Here is a 13,183-nt window from a genome sequence, read left to right as displayed (position 1 = left end):
GCAACGGGTAACCGCTTTGACAGGTTACCCGTTTTTTATTCGCTCAGGTCAGCGACCGCCTCCTGCAAGATCGTGCGGGATGGCGTTCTGCATATCATGCCAGATGGCGCCGCTTTCTTTACCATACTCGCGCACAGTCTCCGGCACCTGTTCGTAGCGCCCTTCGCGGCACAGGGTACCGAGCTGACGATAAAATTTCAGCGCCAGCTCGCGAGCGTCAAGATTGGAAAAGTAATAGCGAGCGACGCGGATATACAACCCTCTTAGCCCGTTCAGGATTAGACTATAAATCGGGTTGGACGAAACAAACGCCAGTCCCCGAAATATCGTGTAATCCAGTTCGGCGAAAGCTTCCGCGGTATCGCTAACGGTATCGGCCTGCTGCAGGATTTCCAGCGCCTGTTCGGGATGCTGGCGCACTGCGGTCCGAATGAAAATGCCCGCGATATTCGTTCGTGCGGACAGGAGGTTATCGATGAGCTGCGGTACGCGATCGTGGTCGAGCCGCGCCAATGTTTCCAGGATGTTCAGACCGGAGGTTTCCCAGAAGTTATTTACCTTCGTCGGTTTTCCGTGCTGTATGGTCAGCCAACCGTCACGCGCAAGACGCTGCAATACTTCCCGCAGCGTGGTACGCGTGACGCCAATAAGTTCGGATAATTCCCTTTCTGCTGGCAGGAGGGTTCCAGGGGGGAAACGATTATTCCATATACTTTCAACAATATACTCTTCCGCGAATCCCGCCGGACTTTGCGCCTTTATAACCATAAGTTTATATTCCGTAGCGATGCTTACTTAAGAAAGTCAACATCATCATAACAAACCCCTTTACCATCACATAGTTTCCGGGGGTGACAAAACAATTCAGTAGCGCCCCCCCGCACACCGGCTCAGACAGCGATACTGAGGCTCACACCATCGAGAAATTCTTATTAAGGACTCATTTTATAGTGTAAGAAGTTTTAAGGGAGAGAAAAATGCCGAGTTATGACATGGAACACATCCTGGGCAGCTTTTTTTACTTGGAGGGCCGTCAGGGTTGATTTATCCGGGTTATTCGGCATGCCCGCCTGGTAATGGGAAATGATAACGCCCCCCTCGCCTGACAATTTACAGCCTGACACATATTTGTTGTGATCGCTGCCTATATAACCGGCCGCGCCAGTCCATCCACCCGCCTATATCGTGTATAGTAACTCTTAGGTGAAAACTTACGTTTTTTGCTGATATCACCTTAAAAAACAAAAGAGTATGCACTACACTGCGAAAAAATCCCGCCCTGGAGGAAAGATGATTTCTCCTCTCAGACTGTTGTTATTACTGAGGGCATCACTCTTTGTGAGGACAGCGAAATCGATAGCGCTGTTATAATTCGAACGTTTTCCATGGAATACTTTTATGCTGCTGATGTTGCGATATTTACACCGTTGCTCTCATGGTCGGGGGGCATGGCTGCTTCTGGCGCTGACCAGCCTAATCTTCGAACTGATCGCGCTCTATTTTCAGCATGTGATGCTGTTGAAGCCCTGCGTTCTCTGCATTTATCAACGTAACGCGATGTTTGGCGTCATGGCCGCAGGACTCCTAGGCGCTATCGCGCCGGGCAGCGTCGTTATCCGTTTACCAGCCATCGCACTGTGGCTTTACAGCGCTTTCGAAGGACTGCTGCTGGCGCTGAAACATACCGACATTCAGCTTCACCCATCGCCTTTCGCCACCTGCGACTTTTTCGTCAACTTTCCTTCCTGGCTGCCTTTAGACAAATGGGTTCCGGCCGTGTTTAGCGCTTCGGGTGACTGTGCCGAACGTCAGTGGCATTTTATGGGATTGGAAATGCCGCAATGGATGATCGTGATCTTCGGCGCCTATTTGCTGGTTTGCGCGCTGGTGCTAATTGCTCAGCTGTTCAGACCCAAACGTCGCGATCTATTCCACTAAACCCCTCTCGCTCTGCCGCCCGGTTGCCTGTCAAAGCCCAGCCGGGCCGTCTTCGTCCCGAACCACGTTCCCCTTTTCCACACCCGATTCGTCTTCAACCGCCCTTCTCAGGTCTAAGACCTGACCGCCGTTTCATCGGTTTTACCATTGGCAGCGATTGATGGCGTTTTTATCGCTTTCCTCTANCATCCCCCGCCAGCCTGACTATATTCAGGCTAATAAAACCATTATCTTTTTAGGCTCGAGTAGATGAAAAAAGCAAAAGCGTTCCTGTTTATGGCTGCAGCTTTGGCCGTGTCCCTGAAAGGCTACTGTGAATCTGGCAAGGTCACAGTCGCAGAACAAGCAAGAATCCCCGCAATCAAACTTATCAACGTCGAAGGCGACAATTCCAGCTTTGTTAAAGGCAGTATTCCTGCGCTGGAAAAAATCCCGACCCAAAAATTCTGGATCAGCAACTCGACCGAGGACTGGGAAAAAAATACCCATGCCGCCCCGAGAAAGCAGTATGTGATCACGCTGAAAGGCACGTTGAAATTTAAAGTCAGCAATGGCTCTACTTTCATCATCGCGCCGGGTACCGTCCTGTTGGCGGAAGATCTGAAAGGTCCGGGTCATAGCTGGGAAATCATTGACGGCAATGAGTGGGTCCGCGCCTACATTCCGATGGAAGGCGACAAAGACTACTTTACGTCGGACAAATAAATCCTCACAGTGATAAAAGCCCTGTTTCCCAGGGCTTTTTATTGCGACCTCGCTAGTGCTAAAACGATAGGCGCTGCGCGTTTTCCACCTCCCCCGTCCCAGCCTCTTCGCCCCCGTCGCGGCTCCTTCTCGCGGTCCACCGCACGCTTTTCTCACCGCTGACAGCAGTTCCTCTGCGCATCAATCCCCCTTGAATTTATGAGCTATATTGAGGGTTACACTCCATCGCCATTCAATGGGACATACCGACCATGATTACTGCCGATCTCTATCTTTTGAAAGAAGTCACCGCGCTGCGAACCGTCATTGGATTCATGATTTCCATCATGAACGACGAGCAAAGAGAGAGCCTAACCAAGCTTGCGGAAACGCGGGTGGTGAAATCCGACTATGAACATTTGTCCAAGCTGGACGATGAGGATGCCGCTGCGGTGGCGGAGGATATCAACGATATGATTGTTGAAACCATCAAACTGGGGACGGTCAAGAAAACCGGCCAGGAATAACAGCGCTCGGCCAATATCGTAGTCACCGGGGTGAACGCCTAAACCCTCCTGATGTCGATCCAACGTAAGACATGACCCACAAACTCAAAAGACGAACCAGCAGACTGGATATGGATATGCCCTGTTGGATGAGTCCCTCCACAGGAGGTATACCTACAGCGAGTCCGAGCAATAAACCAACAGCGCCGACGGCGACCCATAATCCGCAAGGTTGATTCAGAGATATTCCTGATCTGTGTACTGTTATACTCTGCGCGTGGTCCTTACGTCCTCTATCCGGCGCATCGGATCTGACCACCTGCAGGTAAGCCCGCATATTTCACAACACGGAACATCCCCCGCCACAAAATCTTCATTGGGAAATCAACATGGACTTAATTGATACGTACTTACCTACCTATCATTTCAGCGAAAAACACGCATTGGACGTCCCTTCAACACCTGAACATGTGATGGCAGCGGTGCTTAACTATCGACCTGATAACGATTTTTTGTTCCGGAATGCCATTACCCTGCGCGAAATGCCAATACGGCTATTCGACCGGCTACAGGGCAGGAATTTTAGGTCACGAAAGCCTTTTAATATGGAAAATTTCACGCTTTTAGAACAACGAAACAATCAGGATATTGTGTTTGGATTGGCCGGGAAATTTTGGAGATCGGATTATGGTCAAACCCCACTCGTTGATGCAGAAGATTTTTTCGCCTTCAGTGAACCCGCGTCAGCCAAACTCACCTTAAGCTTTTCCATTGATCGATTGGACAATGCGTCTATTCGATTGAGAACAGAGACACGGGTGCTCTGCCTGGATAAAGACGCACGGAAAAAATTTGCTCCATACTGGTACCTTATCAGACCCGTAAGCGGATTGATCAGATTGAGGATGCTGACATCAATTAGTCAAAACGCTCAGCACCGCGCAATAATTTAATCTACCAGTTCTCGCGCCCAGCGGTGCCTTTGACATGGCACACGCATGAGTAAGTCATTTGCTAATAAAAGAATCCGCGCGGGTTTAAATTTACCCGCACAGATAATTTCACACGGGTATCTGTCAAGACTTACGACGCAGAAGGGATTGGGTAGCGACTGTTTGTTGTTGCGGGACTTTGGAGCAGCACGAATGACGAACGACAAAATGTGGGAATACGCCCCCGAAGACCTGTGTTCTAAAACATACCGTCGCGGTAGCGCAAACCAATATCAAAGTCGATGACGATGGATTTTAGCTAAACGGGCAGCTTTGGATGCTCACGAGTGTCAGACGCAACGCTGTACACATGTTCATGGTGATTCAGGGAAACAGACGACCAACAGTAGCGCGGATCAGCTCAGCTTTCTGCACAGAAATTTGAGGGGGATAGCTCGTTAGCTGCCGCATGCATTAACCTGGCAGCAGCTGACTCTATCGTGATCTTAATTACCTGGCCCAATCCGGTTTATTCAAAATATGGNCCTGCCAGTCAACAACGTCACGCTCGCGGACGGCGATATTGCGCACAGAGATACGTTCTTGGTGCATCGCTTGTTTTGAACCGGCAATTAGCGGGTGCCAGCTCGCGAGACCTTTGCCTTCATGTATCCGGCGGTAAGCACAGGTTTCTGGCAGCCATTCAAAAGACAACAGATTTTCCCTTGTCAGCTTGATGCAGTCCGGTTCGTACTCGAATCGACGGGCGTAGTTACGGCATTGGCAACTTTTGATGTTCAGCTGATTACAGGCGACATTGGTGAAGTAAAGCTCTTCTGTATCCGCATCAATGAGCTTATTCAGGCAACAGCGGCCACAACCGTCGCAGAGTGCTTCCCACTCTTCGTCAGACATTTCCGCCAGCGTTTTGTGTTGCCAAAAAGGTGATTGATTCATTGCAATAGTATCCAAGGTGACGGGAAGCGGCCCGTCTAACAAGTTTAACGAGGTAATAAGGAGAAGCCACCTGCCGCACAGGACAGATGGCCTGATGTGGATTAAATCACGCGGGTTTCCAGCGCTTTATCATTCAAGGTGATTTTTAGCGCATCGCCCGACTGCAGCGGCCCGACGCCCTGCGGTGTGCCGGTCAGAATAATATCCCCTGCCCGCAAGGTGAAGAAGCGGCTCATGTAGGCAATCAACGGTAGAATCGGCGTTATCATGTCGCGCGTATTTCCCTGCTGCCGTACTTCGCCGTTGATGCTCAGTGCCAAATCGGTATTCTGTGGGTCGCCGAATTCTGCAACAGGTATGAAACCGGATATCGGACAAGACCCATCAAAGCCCTTCGCCTTTTCCCACGGCTGACCGGCCTTCTTAAAGGAGGCCTGGAGTTCACGCAGCGTCAGGTCCAGCGCCACGCCATAGCCAGTGATGGCCCGAGCGACGCGGTCTTCGTTTGCATTCTTTAGCGATGTGCCGATCAAAACGGCCAGTTCGATTTCATGGTGTACCGGCCCCAAATCGCCGGGGATCGCTAAGGGCTGACGTAGATCGCAGATCGCCGTTTCCGGTTTGATAAACAACACCGGCTCTGGAAAAGTGGCGCTGCCCATTTCCCGGACGTGCTCGGAATAGTTGCTGCCGACACACACTACTTTATTCGCAGGGAAGTCCAGTAACGCCCCCTGCCAGTCTCTGTGCTGATACATGCATCATCTCCTGACCTGTCTGTTGAGATATTGACCCCGGCACGCCCGCGGCGCCAGGCTCCCCATCATACCGATACTGATGACAAAAAGATAAGCACACAAACGTGAGCGAAAATGTCGTCGGGATCCGTCTTTATCCATAAGGGAAAAGGTCCCTCAGATAAGTCCAATAAGGACGGATAAACAATTAAACCGGCAAACACTGTATATAAAATCAGGAAATGAAATGCAGTCCGAATAAAAGTCAGTACGTAGATTAATTTGCGACCTGACTATTTTTCGTTACTAGCTCATTAATATCTGCTGGCGATAAGGTATTGTCCGAAAATAATAACCCTATTATTTTTCAATCGACCCATGATGTATATTTAGCAGGTTTTCCGGCGGCGGGGGTACCTGAAGATAAAATCCTTGTTCTTTAAGCGATTGTCGCACCTTGTCGATATCTGCCGAAGCCAGTTTTTTCCGTCCATCCAACGGTAAAAGCATCACGAAAGTCGGCGCGCCGAAACTTTTCATCAGCGATTCAGGAATGCGCGAAAAATCGTCTTTTTTTTCGACATAGAGATATGTCTGATCCCGTTTGTTACTTCTATAGATCGCACAAAACATATTTTTACTCTAAATTAAATGGGTGTCGTGTATTGCCTGTATATACAGGTGACTATAACATGCTTATAGCGCTCTGGAATATCATAGTTAAATGTTACTCTGGGGTTTAAAGATGCCGAAACTGAGTCAGGATAGATGTCACAATCGCCAATTGAGTTAAAAGGCAGCAGCTTTACCTTATCGGTGGTTCATTTGCATGAATCTCAACCCGAGGTAATTTATCAAGCCCTGCAGGAAAAAATCGAACAGGCTCCCGCGTTTCTTAAAAACGCGCCCGTTGTCATCAATGTCTCAACACTGACCGCCGACACCGATTGGGTGACGCTTCAGCAAGCTGTTGCCGCTTCTGGTCTGCGTGTGGTCGGCGTGAGCGGCTGCCAGGACGAGCAGCTCAAACAAGCTATCGTCCGCGCAGGTCTCCCACTGTTGAACGAAGGTAAAGAGCGGCGGGCCGCCGAACCCGCCGCCCCGCCGCCGGAGCCGGTGAAAACCAAAGTGATTAGCGCGCCCGTTCGTTCCGGGCAACAGATTTATGCGCGTAACTGCGATCTCATCGTCACCAGCAGCGTGAGTGCGGGCGCCGAAATTATCGCAGACGGCAATATACACATTTACGGCATGATGCGGGGCCGTGCCCTGGCAGGTGTTTCTGGCGACGTTGACAGTCAGATCTTCTGCACCCATCTGGCCGCAGAGTTGGTATCCATCGCGGGCCGGTATTGGCTCAGCGACCAGATACCGCAAGATTTTTTTGGGCAGGCTGCACGGGTAAATCTCAACCTGCTGGACAATGTTCTCAACATACAAACTCTAGACTAAGCCCTTATCAAGGAATCATTTATGGCACGCATCATCGTTGTTACATCGGGTAAAGGGGGCGTTGGCAAGACTACTTCAAGCGCGGCCATTGCTACCGGTTTAGCCCAAAAAGGCAAAAAGACAGTTGTCATCGACTTTGATATTGGCCTGCGCAACCTTGACCTGATCATGGGATGCGAGCGCCGCGTTGTTTACGATTTCGTCAACGTCATCCAAGGTGATGCGACGTTGAATCAAGCGCTGATTAAAGATAAGCGCACTGAAAATCTGTACATCCTCCCTGCCTCTCAGACCCGTGACAAAGACGCGCTGACACGTGAAGGCGTCGAAAAAGTGCTGGACGGTCTGAATGAAATGAATTTCGACTTCGTGGTCTGCGATTCGCCGGCGGGGATCGAAACCGGCGCGCTGATGGCACTCTACTTCGCCGACGAAGCGGTGATTACCACCAATCCGGAAGTCTCATCCGTACGTGACTCCGACCGAATTCTTGGCATTTTGTCGTCCAAATCACGGCGCGCCGAACGCGGCGAAGAACCGATCAAAGAGCATCTGCTGTTGACCCGTTACAACCCGGGCCGCGTCAGTCGTGGCGATATGCTGAGCATGGAAGACGTACTGGAAATTCTGCGTATTCCGCTGCTGGGCGTCATTCCCGAAGATCAGTCGGTGCTGCGCGCATCTAACCAGGGCGAGCCGGTGATCCTGGATGATTCGGCCGATGCCGGTAAAGCCTATGCCGACACAGTAGATCGCTTACTGGGTGAAGATCGCCCTTACCGCTTTATCGAGGAAGAGAAGAAGAGCTTCCTCAAACGACTTTTTGGGGGGTAAACCATGGCCTTACTCGATTTCTTTCTGTCCCGCAAAAAAGCGACAGCCAATATCGCCAAGGAACGGCTGCAAATTATTGTCGCGGAGCGGCGCCGTGGGGACAGCGAGCCCCATTATCTGCCACAGTTGAAACGAGACATTCTGGAAGTGATCTGCAAATACGTGCAGATTGACCCGCAAATGGTGTCCGTCCAGCTTGAACAAAAAGGCGACGACATTTCCGTTCTGGAGCTAAACGTCACCTTGCCGGAAGCGGAAGAAACACCGAAGTAACCACCACGTCGCGGCCGTGCCCGATACGCGCTAAGCGCATTCGGGCCGGTTCGCGGCGATTATCATCTGCCGTCGTTGTTCCCTCTCACTCTCAGCACGCCACCTCAAGCGACCGATGCCCTTTCCTGCGGTGTCAGGACGTTGCCAACGCCAGCCAACGCCAACACCTGCAACGTCCCCGACCTTAATCGCGGTTCAAAATAGCCCGCAGCGCATCGCCGAACAGTGTATTGCGCCAACCGCTGACCAGTTCGGGCGTATTCCCCCCGATGGACAATTTCCAGTACCAGTTAAGCAGACGATTGATCTGGCGGCGAGAAGCCAGCAGTTCTGCGGATAATCCGCTGCTGACGCTGGTCGCCTGTATCAACGCTTTGATCTCTTTGAATACCGCCTTGTAACCGGGGTAATCCAGCAGATTCGCTACCGGCGGCGGGAAGTCGGCCTCATTCAATTCCCCCGTCTCCGCGACGAGTGCGAGCAACGTTTTGCCGTGATAGCGGATCTCCGGTCCACTCAGGCCCAGCGAATCCAACTCGCCCAGCGACGTCGGCAGATGGCGTGCAACCTGCCATAAATGCTCCTCGCGCACGACAAAGTTGACCGCGCTGTCGCGTTCGCGCGCTTTGCGCAGACGCCAGTCAGCCAGACGCTGCAGACAGGCCAGCTGTCGGCCTCGCAGCTGCCAGGCGTTGCTGATCTCGCGGTAAGCCAGTTCCGGCGCCAGAATGTCCTGACGTCGGCGGCACAGCAACAGGCACTCATCCAGCGCCGCATCCATCCAGCCGCTGGCCTCCGTCTGCTCCACCAGCGTTTTGGCCATTGGCAACAGGTAGAACACGTCGGCCGCCGCGTAGTCGCACTGTTTCTGGCTCAACGGACGCGCCATCCAGTCCGTGCGGGATTCGCTTTTATCAAGCGTCACCTGCTGATAATCCGCCACCAGCGCAGCAAACCCGTAGGACAACGGCTTACCTAAAAACGCAGCCAGAATCTGCGTGTCGATAAACGGCGTCGGCACACGGCCGAACGCGTTCAGGAACACTTCCAGATCTTCGCTGCCCGCGTGCAGAAATTTGGTCACATCAGCGTCGCCGAGCAGTGCTTTAAACGGCGTCCAATCCTCGATTGGAAGCGGGTCGATCAGCGACAGCGTTTCGCCGTCATACAGTTGAATCAGTCCCAACTGCGGATAATAAGTGCGTGTCCGGACAAATTCGGTGTCCAGCGCCACCTGCGTTGTAGCGCGCGCCTGCGCGCAAACCTGTGATAGCCCGGCATCGGTAGTGATCAACTGATAATTCAAAACATCATTCTCTTGGTTATGTCCAACAAGGGTCATGGCGATAAAAGGCGCGTCGGAAAAGGCCAACGCGCCAGGCATGAGAGCGCAAAATCGAAAATCGTACGAAGACAAAACACCGGCAACCCAATGACTCAAGGTTGACGCGCGGTGTATCCATATTCAGGTTAATTCGGGTCGTCCATCGCGGATGACGGAATGCACACGTGACGAGGTAAACCATAACCTGCTAACGACCCGTAAACAATCTGATATAACAATAGCCTAGGACGGTTTGGTTTGATCCCGAAGTTCACGTCGCAAAATTTTGCCGACGTTAGATTTCGGCAATTCATCGCGAAATTCGAACTGGCGAGGCACCTTATACCCCGTCAGATAGCGACGGCAGTGGGCAATTAGCGCCTCCGTTTCCAGCGCGCTACCGGGACGACGTACGACGAACACCTTCACCGCTTCGCCCGATATCTCGCTCGGCACGCCGACCGCGGCCGCTTCCATTACGTCAGGATGACGAACGATGACATCTTCGATCTCATTCGGGTAGACGTTAAACCCCGAAACCAGAATCATGTCTTTTTTACGGTCGACGATGCGTAAAAACCCCTGCTCGTCAGAAGTGACAATGTCACCTGTGGCGAGCCACCCATCTTTCAGCACCGCCGCCGTTTCTTCCGGCTGATTCCAATAGCCCTTCATGACCTGAGGTCCCCGGACCCACAGCTCTCCCGCTTCGCCCAGCGCCACGTCATTCGCTTTTTCATCAACGATGCGGACCTCCGTCGATGGAATCGGTAATCCGACGCTGCCGGTGTACTGCTGCATATCGTAGGGATTGCCGGTGACCAGCGGCGAGCTTTCCGTCAATCCATACCCTTCCAGCAAATGATTGCCGGTCAGCGCCTCCCAGCGTTCTGCCACCGCCTTCTGCACCGACGCGCCGCCGCCGACGGACAGGCGTAACGTCGAAAAGTTCAGCCGATGAAAATCGTCGTTATTCAAGAGTGCGTTGAACAACGTGTTGACGCCGCTGATAACGGTAAACGGATGACGGGCTAGCTCTTTGACCATCCCTGGAATATCTCTTGGGTTGGTGATGAGCAAGTTCTGACCGCCCATTTCGATGAACAACAGGCAGTTCACAAGGAGCGCAAAGATGTGATAGAGCGGCAATGCCGTTACTACCAAATCGTTGCCTTCGTGCAGCAACGACCCATATGCCGCGCGAATTTGAGTCAAATTANCCAGTAGGTTGCGATGCGTCAGCATGGCGCCCTTGGACACGCCGCTGGTTCCGCCGGTGTATTGCAGGAAAGCCAAATCGCCGCGATCCAGTTCAGGACGGACATAGGGCATCTGTTTGCCCTGTTGCAGCACGCTGCGAAAGGAGATGGCGTCGGGAAGATGATATTTCGGCACCAGCCGCTTGATGTATTTGACGACGAAATTGACCAGCGTGCCTTTGGCGGCCGAAAGCTGATCCCCCATACGGGTCAAGATCACGTGCTTCACCGGGGTGTTGAACACCACTTTTTCCAGCGTATGGGCAAAGTTGGACACAATCACCATCGCGCTGGCGCCGCTGTCGTTCAACTGGTGCTCAAGCTCACGCGGGGTGTAAAGCGGATTGATGTTCACCACGACCATACCGGCTCTGAGGATACCGAACAGCGCAATCGGATATTGCAGCAGGTTAGGCATCATCAGCGCGACGCGGTCGCCTTTCTTCAATTTGAGCTGGTGCTGTAAATAGGCGGCAAATGCCCGGCTGCGCTGTTCCAACTGGCGAAAGGTCATTGTCTCGCCCATGTTGATGAACGCAGGCCGATCGGCATTTCGCGCCATCGAATTTTCGAACAGTTCCATCAATGACGAATAGCGATCCGGCTCGATCTCTGCGGGAACATCAGTCGGATAGCGCGCTAACCAAATTTTTTCCAAGACTTCACTCCATAGGTCTTCTCTGGCGGTGTACGGGACAGTCTTCGAGATGTCACATCACTCCCGCAAAGCGACGTACTCGTTTTTTGTCAAACGTGTAATCACCTATGCCATCATTCACAAAAAATAAGGCGACCGCAGTCACCCTAGTTAATTCAGTGCGCCGGAAATCGCCACCCGGTCAGCCCCCCGCGAAACGCACCTTACGTCGTCATGCGGGAGGACAACCGGTTGTAGCACGACTATTCCGTCACTATCGTTTCCAGTCTGGCCGGTCCAAACCCGCCGTCCCATCCCCAGCGCGGCCCCCAACCGGGACGGCCGCGATATCCCCACCAGGGATCGTACATTCCTGCGGACGGCGCCAGTTGCTGCACGACACGCCAGCGTTTATAGCGGTCGGCCTGCACCACGACGAAATGGTAAGGACGATTGCCTATCTTGCCCTGTTCGGAGCCGGTGATAGGCCCCACGACGGTGACCAGCTGCTGGTTAAAATCCGTCGGCTCAAGGAAGCCGTTAACATAAGCCACAAAACGACCTTCCGACGGCGCGCCTAAAATAGGTCTTGCCCCTGCATCCAAAGGCATGCTGCTAATTTCAAGGCGGGTACGACTCGCCTCGTTGCTGACCGCCACCACCCGTCCGCCCAGGCGTGACTCCTGACCGACGTAAACTGCGGGCGCGCTCATCACCCGGACCAAATCCATCTGCGGCGTTTCCGATGTCCCACGCAGAGACTCGGGTACGGTCACGCACGCGGTTAACGCGCCCAGCGAAACTAGCAGCAGCCCATAGCGGCCCGACCTGCAGACAACGCGCTTCACTCGACGACTCCACTGCCGTTCACTTGACATAGCATGTACCTTATTTGATAGCCTGATAATTTGACTATAAGCCATGCAATAAGTTGCGGTTATTGGTTATTCACGTCCCGGCAATTTTTTCCAGGCGACCTCATTGCGCAGATAGCGCGGCTGAGCCTGCTCAACGCGCAATGTCGCGCCCGACTGCCAATGCTGTAAGGCCAGCGGCAGCATATCTTCCGCCTGCGGCAACAAATACTGGCTATCTTGCAGCACCGCATCGGCGGGATGGATTAAATCGGGGTAAGTCTGCCAGCCGGTACCGGCGGTCGCCCATTCACCGTCGAGCGCAGACGTCTGCGCTTGCACCTGCGAGGGCGAGAGCACGGCTTCCGACGCCTCACCGCACCAGACACCCTGTTCATCGCGGCGGTACTGCGCCCAATAGACTTCGCTCATGCGCGCATCTATCGCCGTCAGCACCTGGTTGGCGCCGGTCAGTCGAAAGGCGCCTTGCGCCAGCGTGGCCAGCGTGGACACACCGATCATCGGCAGGTCAGCACCCAGCGCCAGCCCTTGTGCGATGCCGATGCCGATCCGCACGCCGGTAAAACTGCCGGGGCCAAGACCGAACGCCAGAGCATCCATATCGCTCAGCGCCAGGCCCTGTTCGCTTAGGATCTGCTGAACCATCGGCAAAATACGCTGGGTATGTTCGCGGGGACAAACTTCAAACAATGCGTGGACTTCGCCTTCATTCCACAAGGCAACGGAACAGGCTTCCGTTGCGGTATCAAGCGCTAAAATTCGCGTAGACATGCCA

The 13,183-nt window shown here is 53.1% G+C and carries 15 protein-coding genes; 7 read left to right on the top strand and 8 right to left on the bottom strand.

What is annotated here, in order from left to right; all coding sequences use genetic code 11:
• Window positions 1-48 precede the first annotated feature (48 nt).
• Entirely contained in the window at window positions 49-768 is a 720-nt protein-coding gene (gene fadR / locus RZ35_RS05690; protein WP_026742427.1) for a fatty acid metabolism transcriptional regulator FadR, read from the bottom strand.
• A 639-nt stretch (window positions 769-1,407) separates the two neighbouring features.
• Between fadR and dsbB the strand changes: the two genes are divergently transcribed.
• The 4 genes from dsbB (at window position 1,408) to RZ35_RS05670 (ending at window position 4,081) form a co-directional block, all read left to right on the top strand.
• The gene (gene dsbB, locus RZ35_RS05685) at window positions 1,408-1,938 is read left to right on the top strand and encodes a disulfide bond formation protein DsbB (RefSeq protein WP_026742426.1); all 531 of its coding nucleotides are present in this window, start codon (window positions 1,408-1,410) and stop codon (window positions 1,936-1,938) included.
• A gap of 249 nt (window positions 1,939-2,187) precedes the next feature.
• Window positions 2,188-2,643 (top strand): cupin domain-containing protein, encoded by a 456-nt coding sequence (locus RZ35_RS05680; RefSeq protein WP_026742425.1) that lies wholly within the window; start codon window positions 2,188-2,190, stop codon window positions 2,641-2,643.
• 251 nt (window positions 2,644-2,894) lie between these two features.
• Entirely contained in the window at window positions 2,895-3,149 is a 255-nt protein-coding gene (locus tag RZ35_RS05675; RefSeq protein ID WP_026742424.1) for a hypothetical protein, read from the top strand.
• Between the two features lie 368 nt (window positions 3,150-3,517).
• Window positions 3,518-4,081, top strand: coding sequence for a hypothetical protein (locus tag RZ35_RS05670; protein WP_026742423.1), 564 nt, complete (start codon window positions 3,518-3,520; stop codon window positions 4,079-4,081).
• 489 nt (window positions 4,082-4,570) lie between these two features.
• On the opposite strand, the gene RZ35_RS05665 is transcribed toward RZ35_RS05670, so the two are convergent.
• The 3 genes from RZ35_RS05665 to RZ35_RS05655 form a co-directional block, all read right to left on the bottom strand.
• The gene (locus tag RZ35_RS05665) at window positions 4,571-5,017 is read right to left on the bottom strand and encodes a YcgN family cysteine cluster protein (protein ID WP_026742422.1); all 447 of its coding nucleotides are present in this window, start codon (window positions 5,015-5,017) and stop codon (window positions 4,571-4,573) included.
• Window positions 5,018-5,118: 101 nt separating this feature from the next.
• Window positions 5,119-5,775, bottom strand: a complete 657-nt coding sequence (locus RZ35_RS05660; RefSeq protein WP_026742421.1) for a fumarylacetoacetate hydrolase family protein — start codon at window positions 5,773-5,775, stop codon at window positions 5,119-5,121.
• A 339-nt stretch (window positions 5,776-6,114) separates the two neighbouring features.
• Window positions 6,115-6,387, bottom strand: a complete 273-nt coding sequence (locus tag RZ35_RS05655; RefSeq protein WP_026742420.1) for a YcgL domain-containing protein — start codon at window positions 6,385-6,387, stop codon at window positions 6,115-6,117.
• 135 nt (window positions 6,388-6,522) lie between these two features.
• Between RZ35_RS05655 and minC the strand changes: the two genes are divergently transcribed.
• From minC to minE, 3 genes are read left to right on the top strand one after another with little or no spacing between them, the layout of a single operon-like run.
• On the top strand, window positions 6,523-7,206 hold the full coding sequence (gene minC, locus RZ35_RS05650) for a septum site-determining protein MinC (protein ID WP_026742419.1): 684 nt from the start codon (window positions 6,523-6,525) through the stop codon (window positions 7,204-7,206).
• A gap of 21 nt (window positions 7,207-7,227) precedes the next feature.
• The gene (minD, locus tag RZ35_RS05645) at window positions 7,228-8,040 is read left to right on the top strand and encodes a septum site-determining protein MinD (protein ID WP_026742418.1); all 813 of its coding nucleotides are present in this window, start codon (window positions 7,228-7,230) and stop codon (window positions 8,038-8,040) included.
• A 3-nt stretch (window positions 8,041-8,043) separates the two neighbouring features.
• Window positions 8,044-8,313: a cell division topological specificity factor MinE gene (gene minE, locus RZ35_RS05640; protein WP_026739383.1), complete on the top strand. Its 270-nt coding sequence runs from the start codon at window positions 8,044-8,046 to the stop codon at window positions 8,311-8,313.
• A 184-nt stretch (window positions 8,314-8,497) separates the two neighbouring features.
• Here the strand turns inward: minE and rnd are convergent, their stop codons facing one another.
• The 4 genes from rnd to tsaB form a co-directional block, all read right to left on the bottom strand.
• On the bottom strand, window positions 8,498-9,619 hold the full coding sequence (gene rnd, locus RZ35_RS05635; RefSeq protein WP_026742417.1) for a ribonuclease D: 1,122 nt from the start codon (window positions 9,617-9,619) through the stop codon (window positions 8,498-8,500).
• Window positions 9,620-9,880: 261 nt separating this feature from the next.
• Window positions 9,881-11,554, bottom strand: coding sequence for a long-chain-fatty-acid--CoA ligase FadD (gene fadD, locus RZ35_RS05630; RefSeq protein ID WP_026742416.1), 1,674 nt, complete (start codon window positions 11,552-11,554; stop codon window positions 9,881-9,883).
• A gap of 242 nt (window positions 11,555-11,796) precedes the next feature.
• Window positions 11,797-12,411: a Slp family lipoprotein gene (locus RZ35_RS05625; RefSeq protein ID WP_051625486.1), complete on the bottom strand. Its 615-nt coding sequence runs from the start codon at window positions 12,409-12,411 to the stop codon at window positions 11,797-11,799.
• 66 nt (window positions 12,412-12,477) lie between these two features.
• On the bottom strand, window positions 12,478-13,179 hold the full coding sequence (gene tsaB / locus RZ35_RS05620; RefSeq protein ID WP_026742414.1) for a tRNA (adenosine(37)-N6)-threonylcarbamoyltransferase complex dimerization subunit type 1 TsaB: 702 nt from the start codon (window positions 13,177-13,179) through the stop codon (window positions 12,478-12,480).
• Window positions 13,180-13,183: the final 4 nt, after the last annotated feature.

Source organism: Lonsdalea quercina subsp. quercina (genome assembly GCF_000688655.1).
Taxonomy (GTDB): Bacteria; Pseudomonadota; Gammaproteobacteria; order Enterobacterales; family Enterobacteriaceae; genus Lonsdalea; species Lonsdalea quercina.
This window is presented reverse-complemented; position numbering and strand designations above follow the sequence as displayed.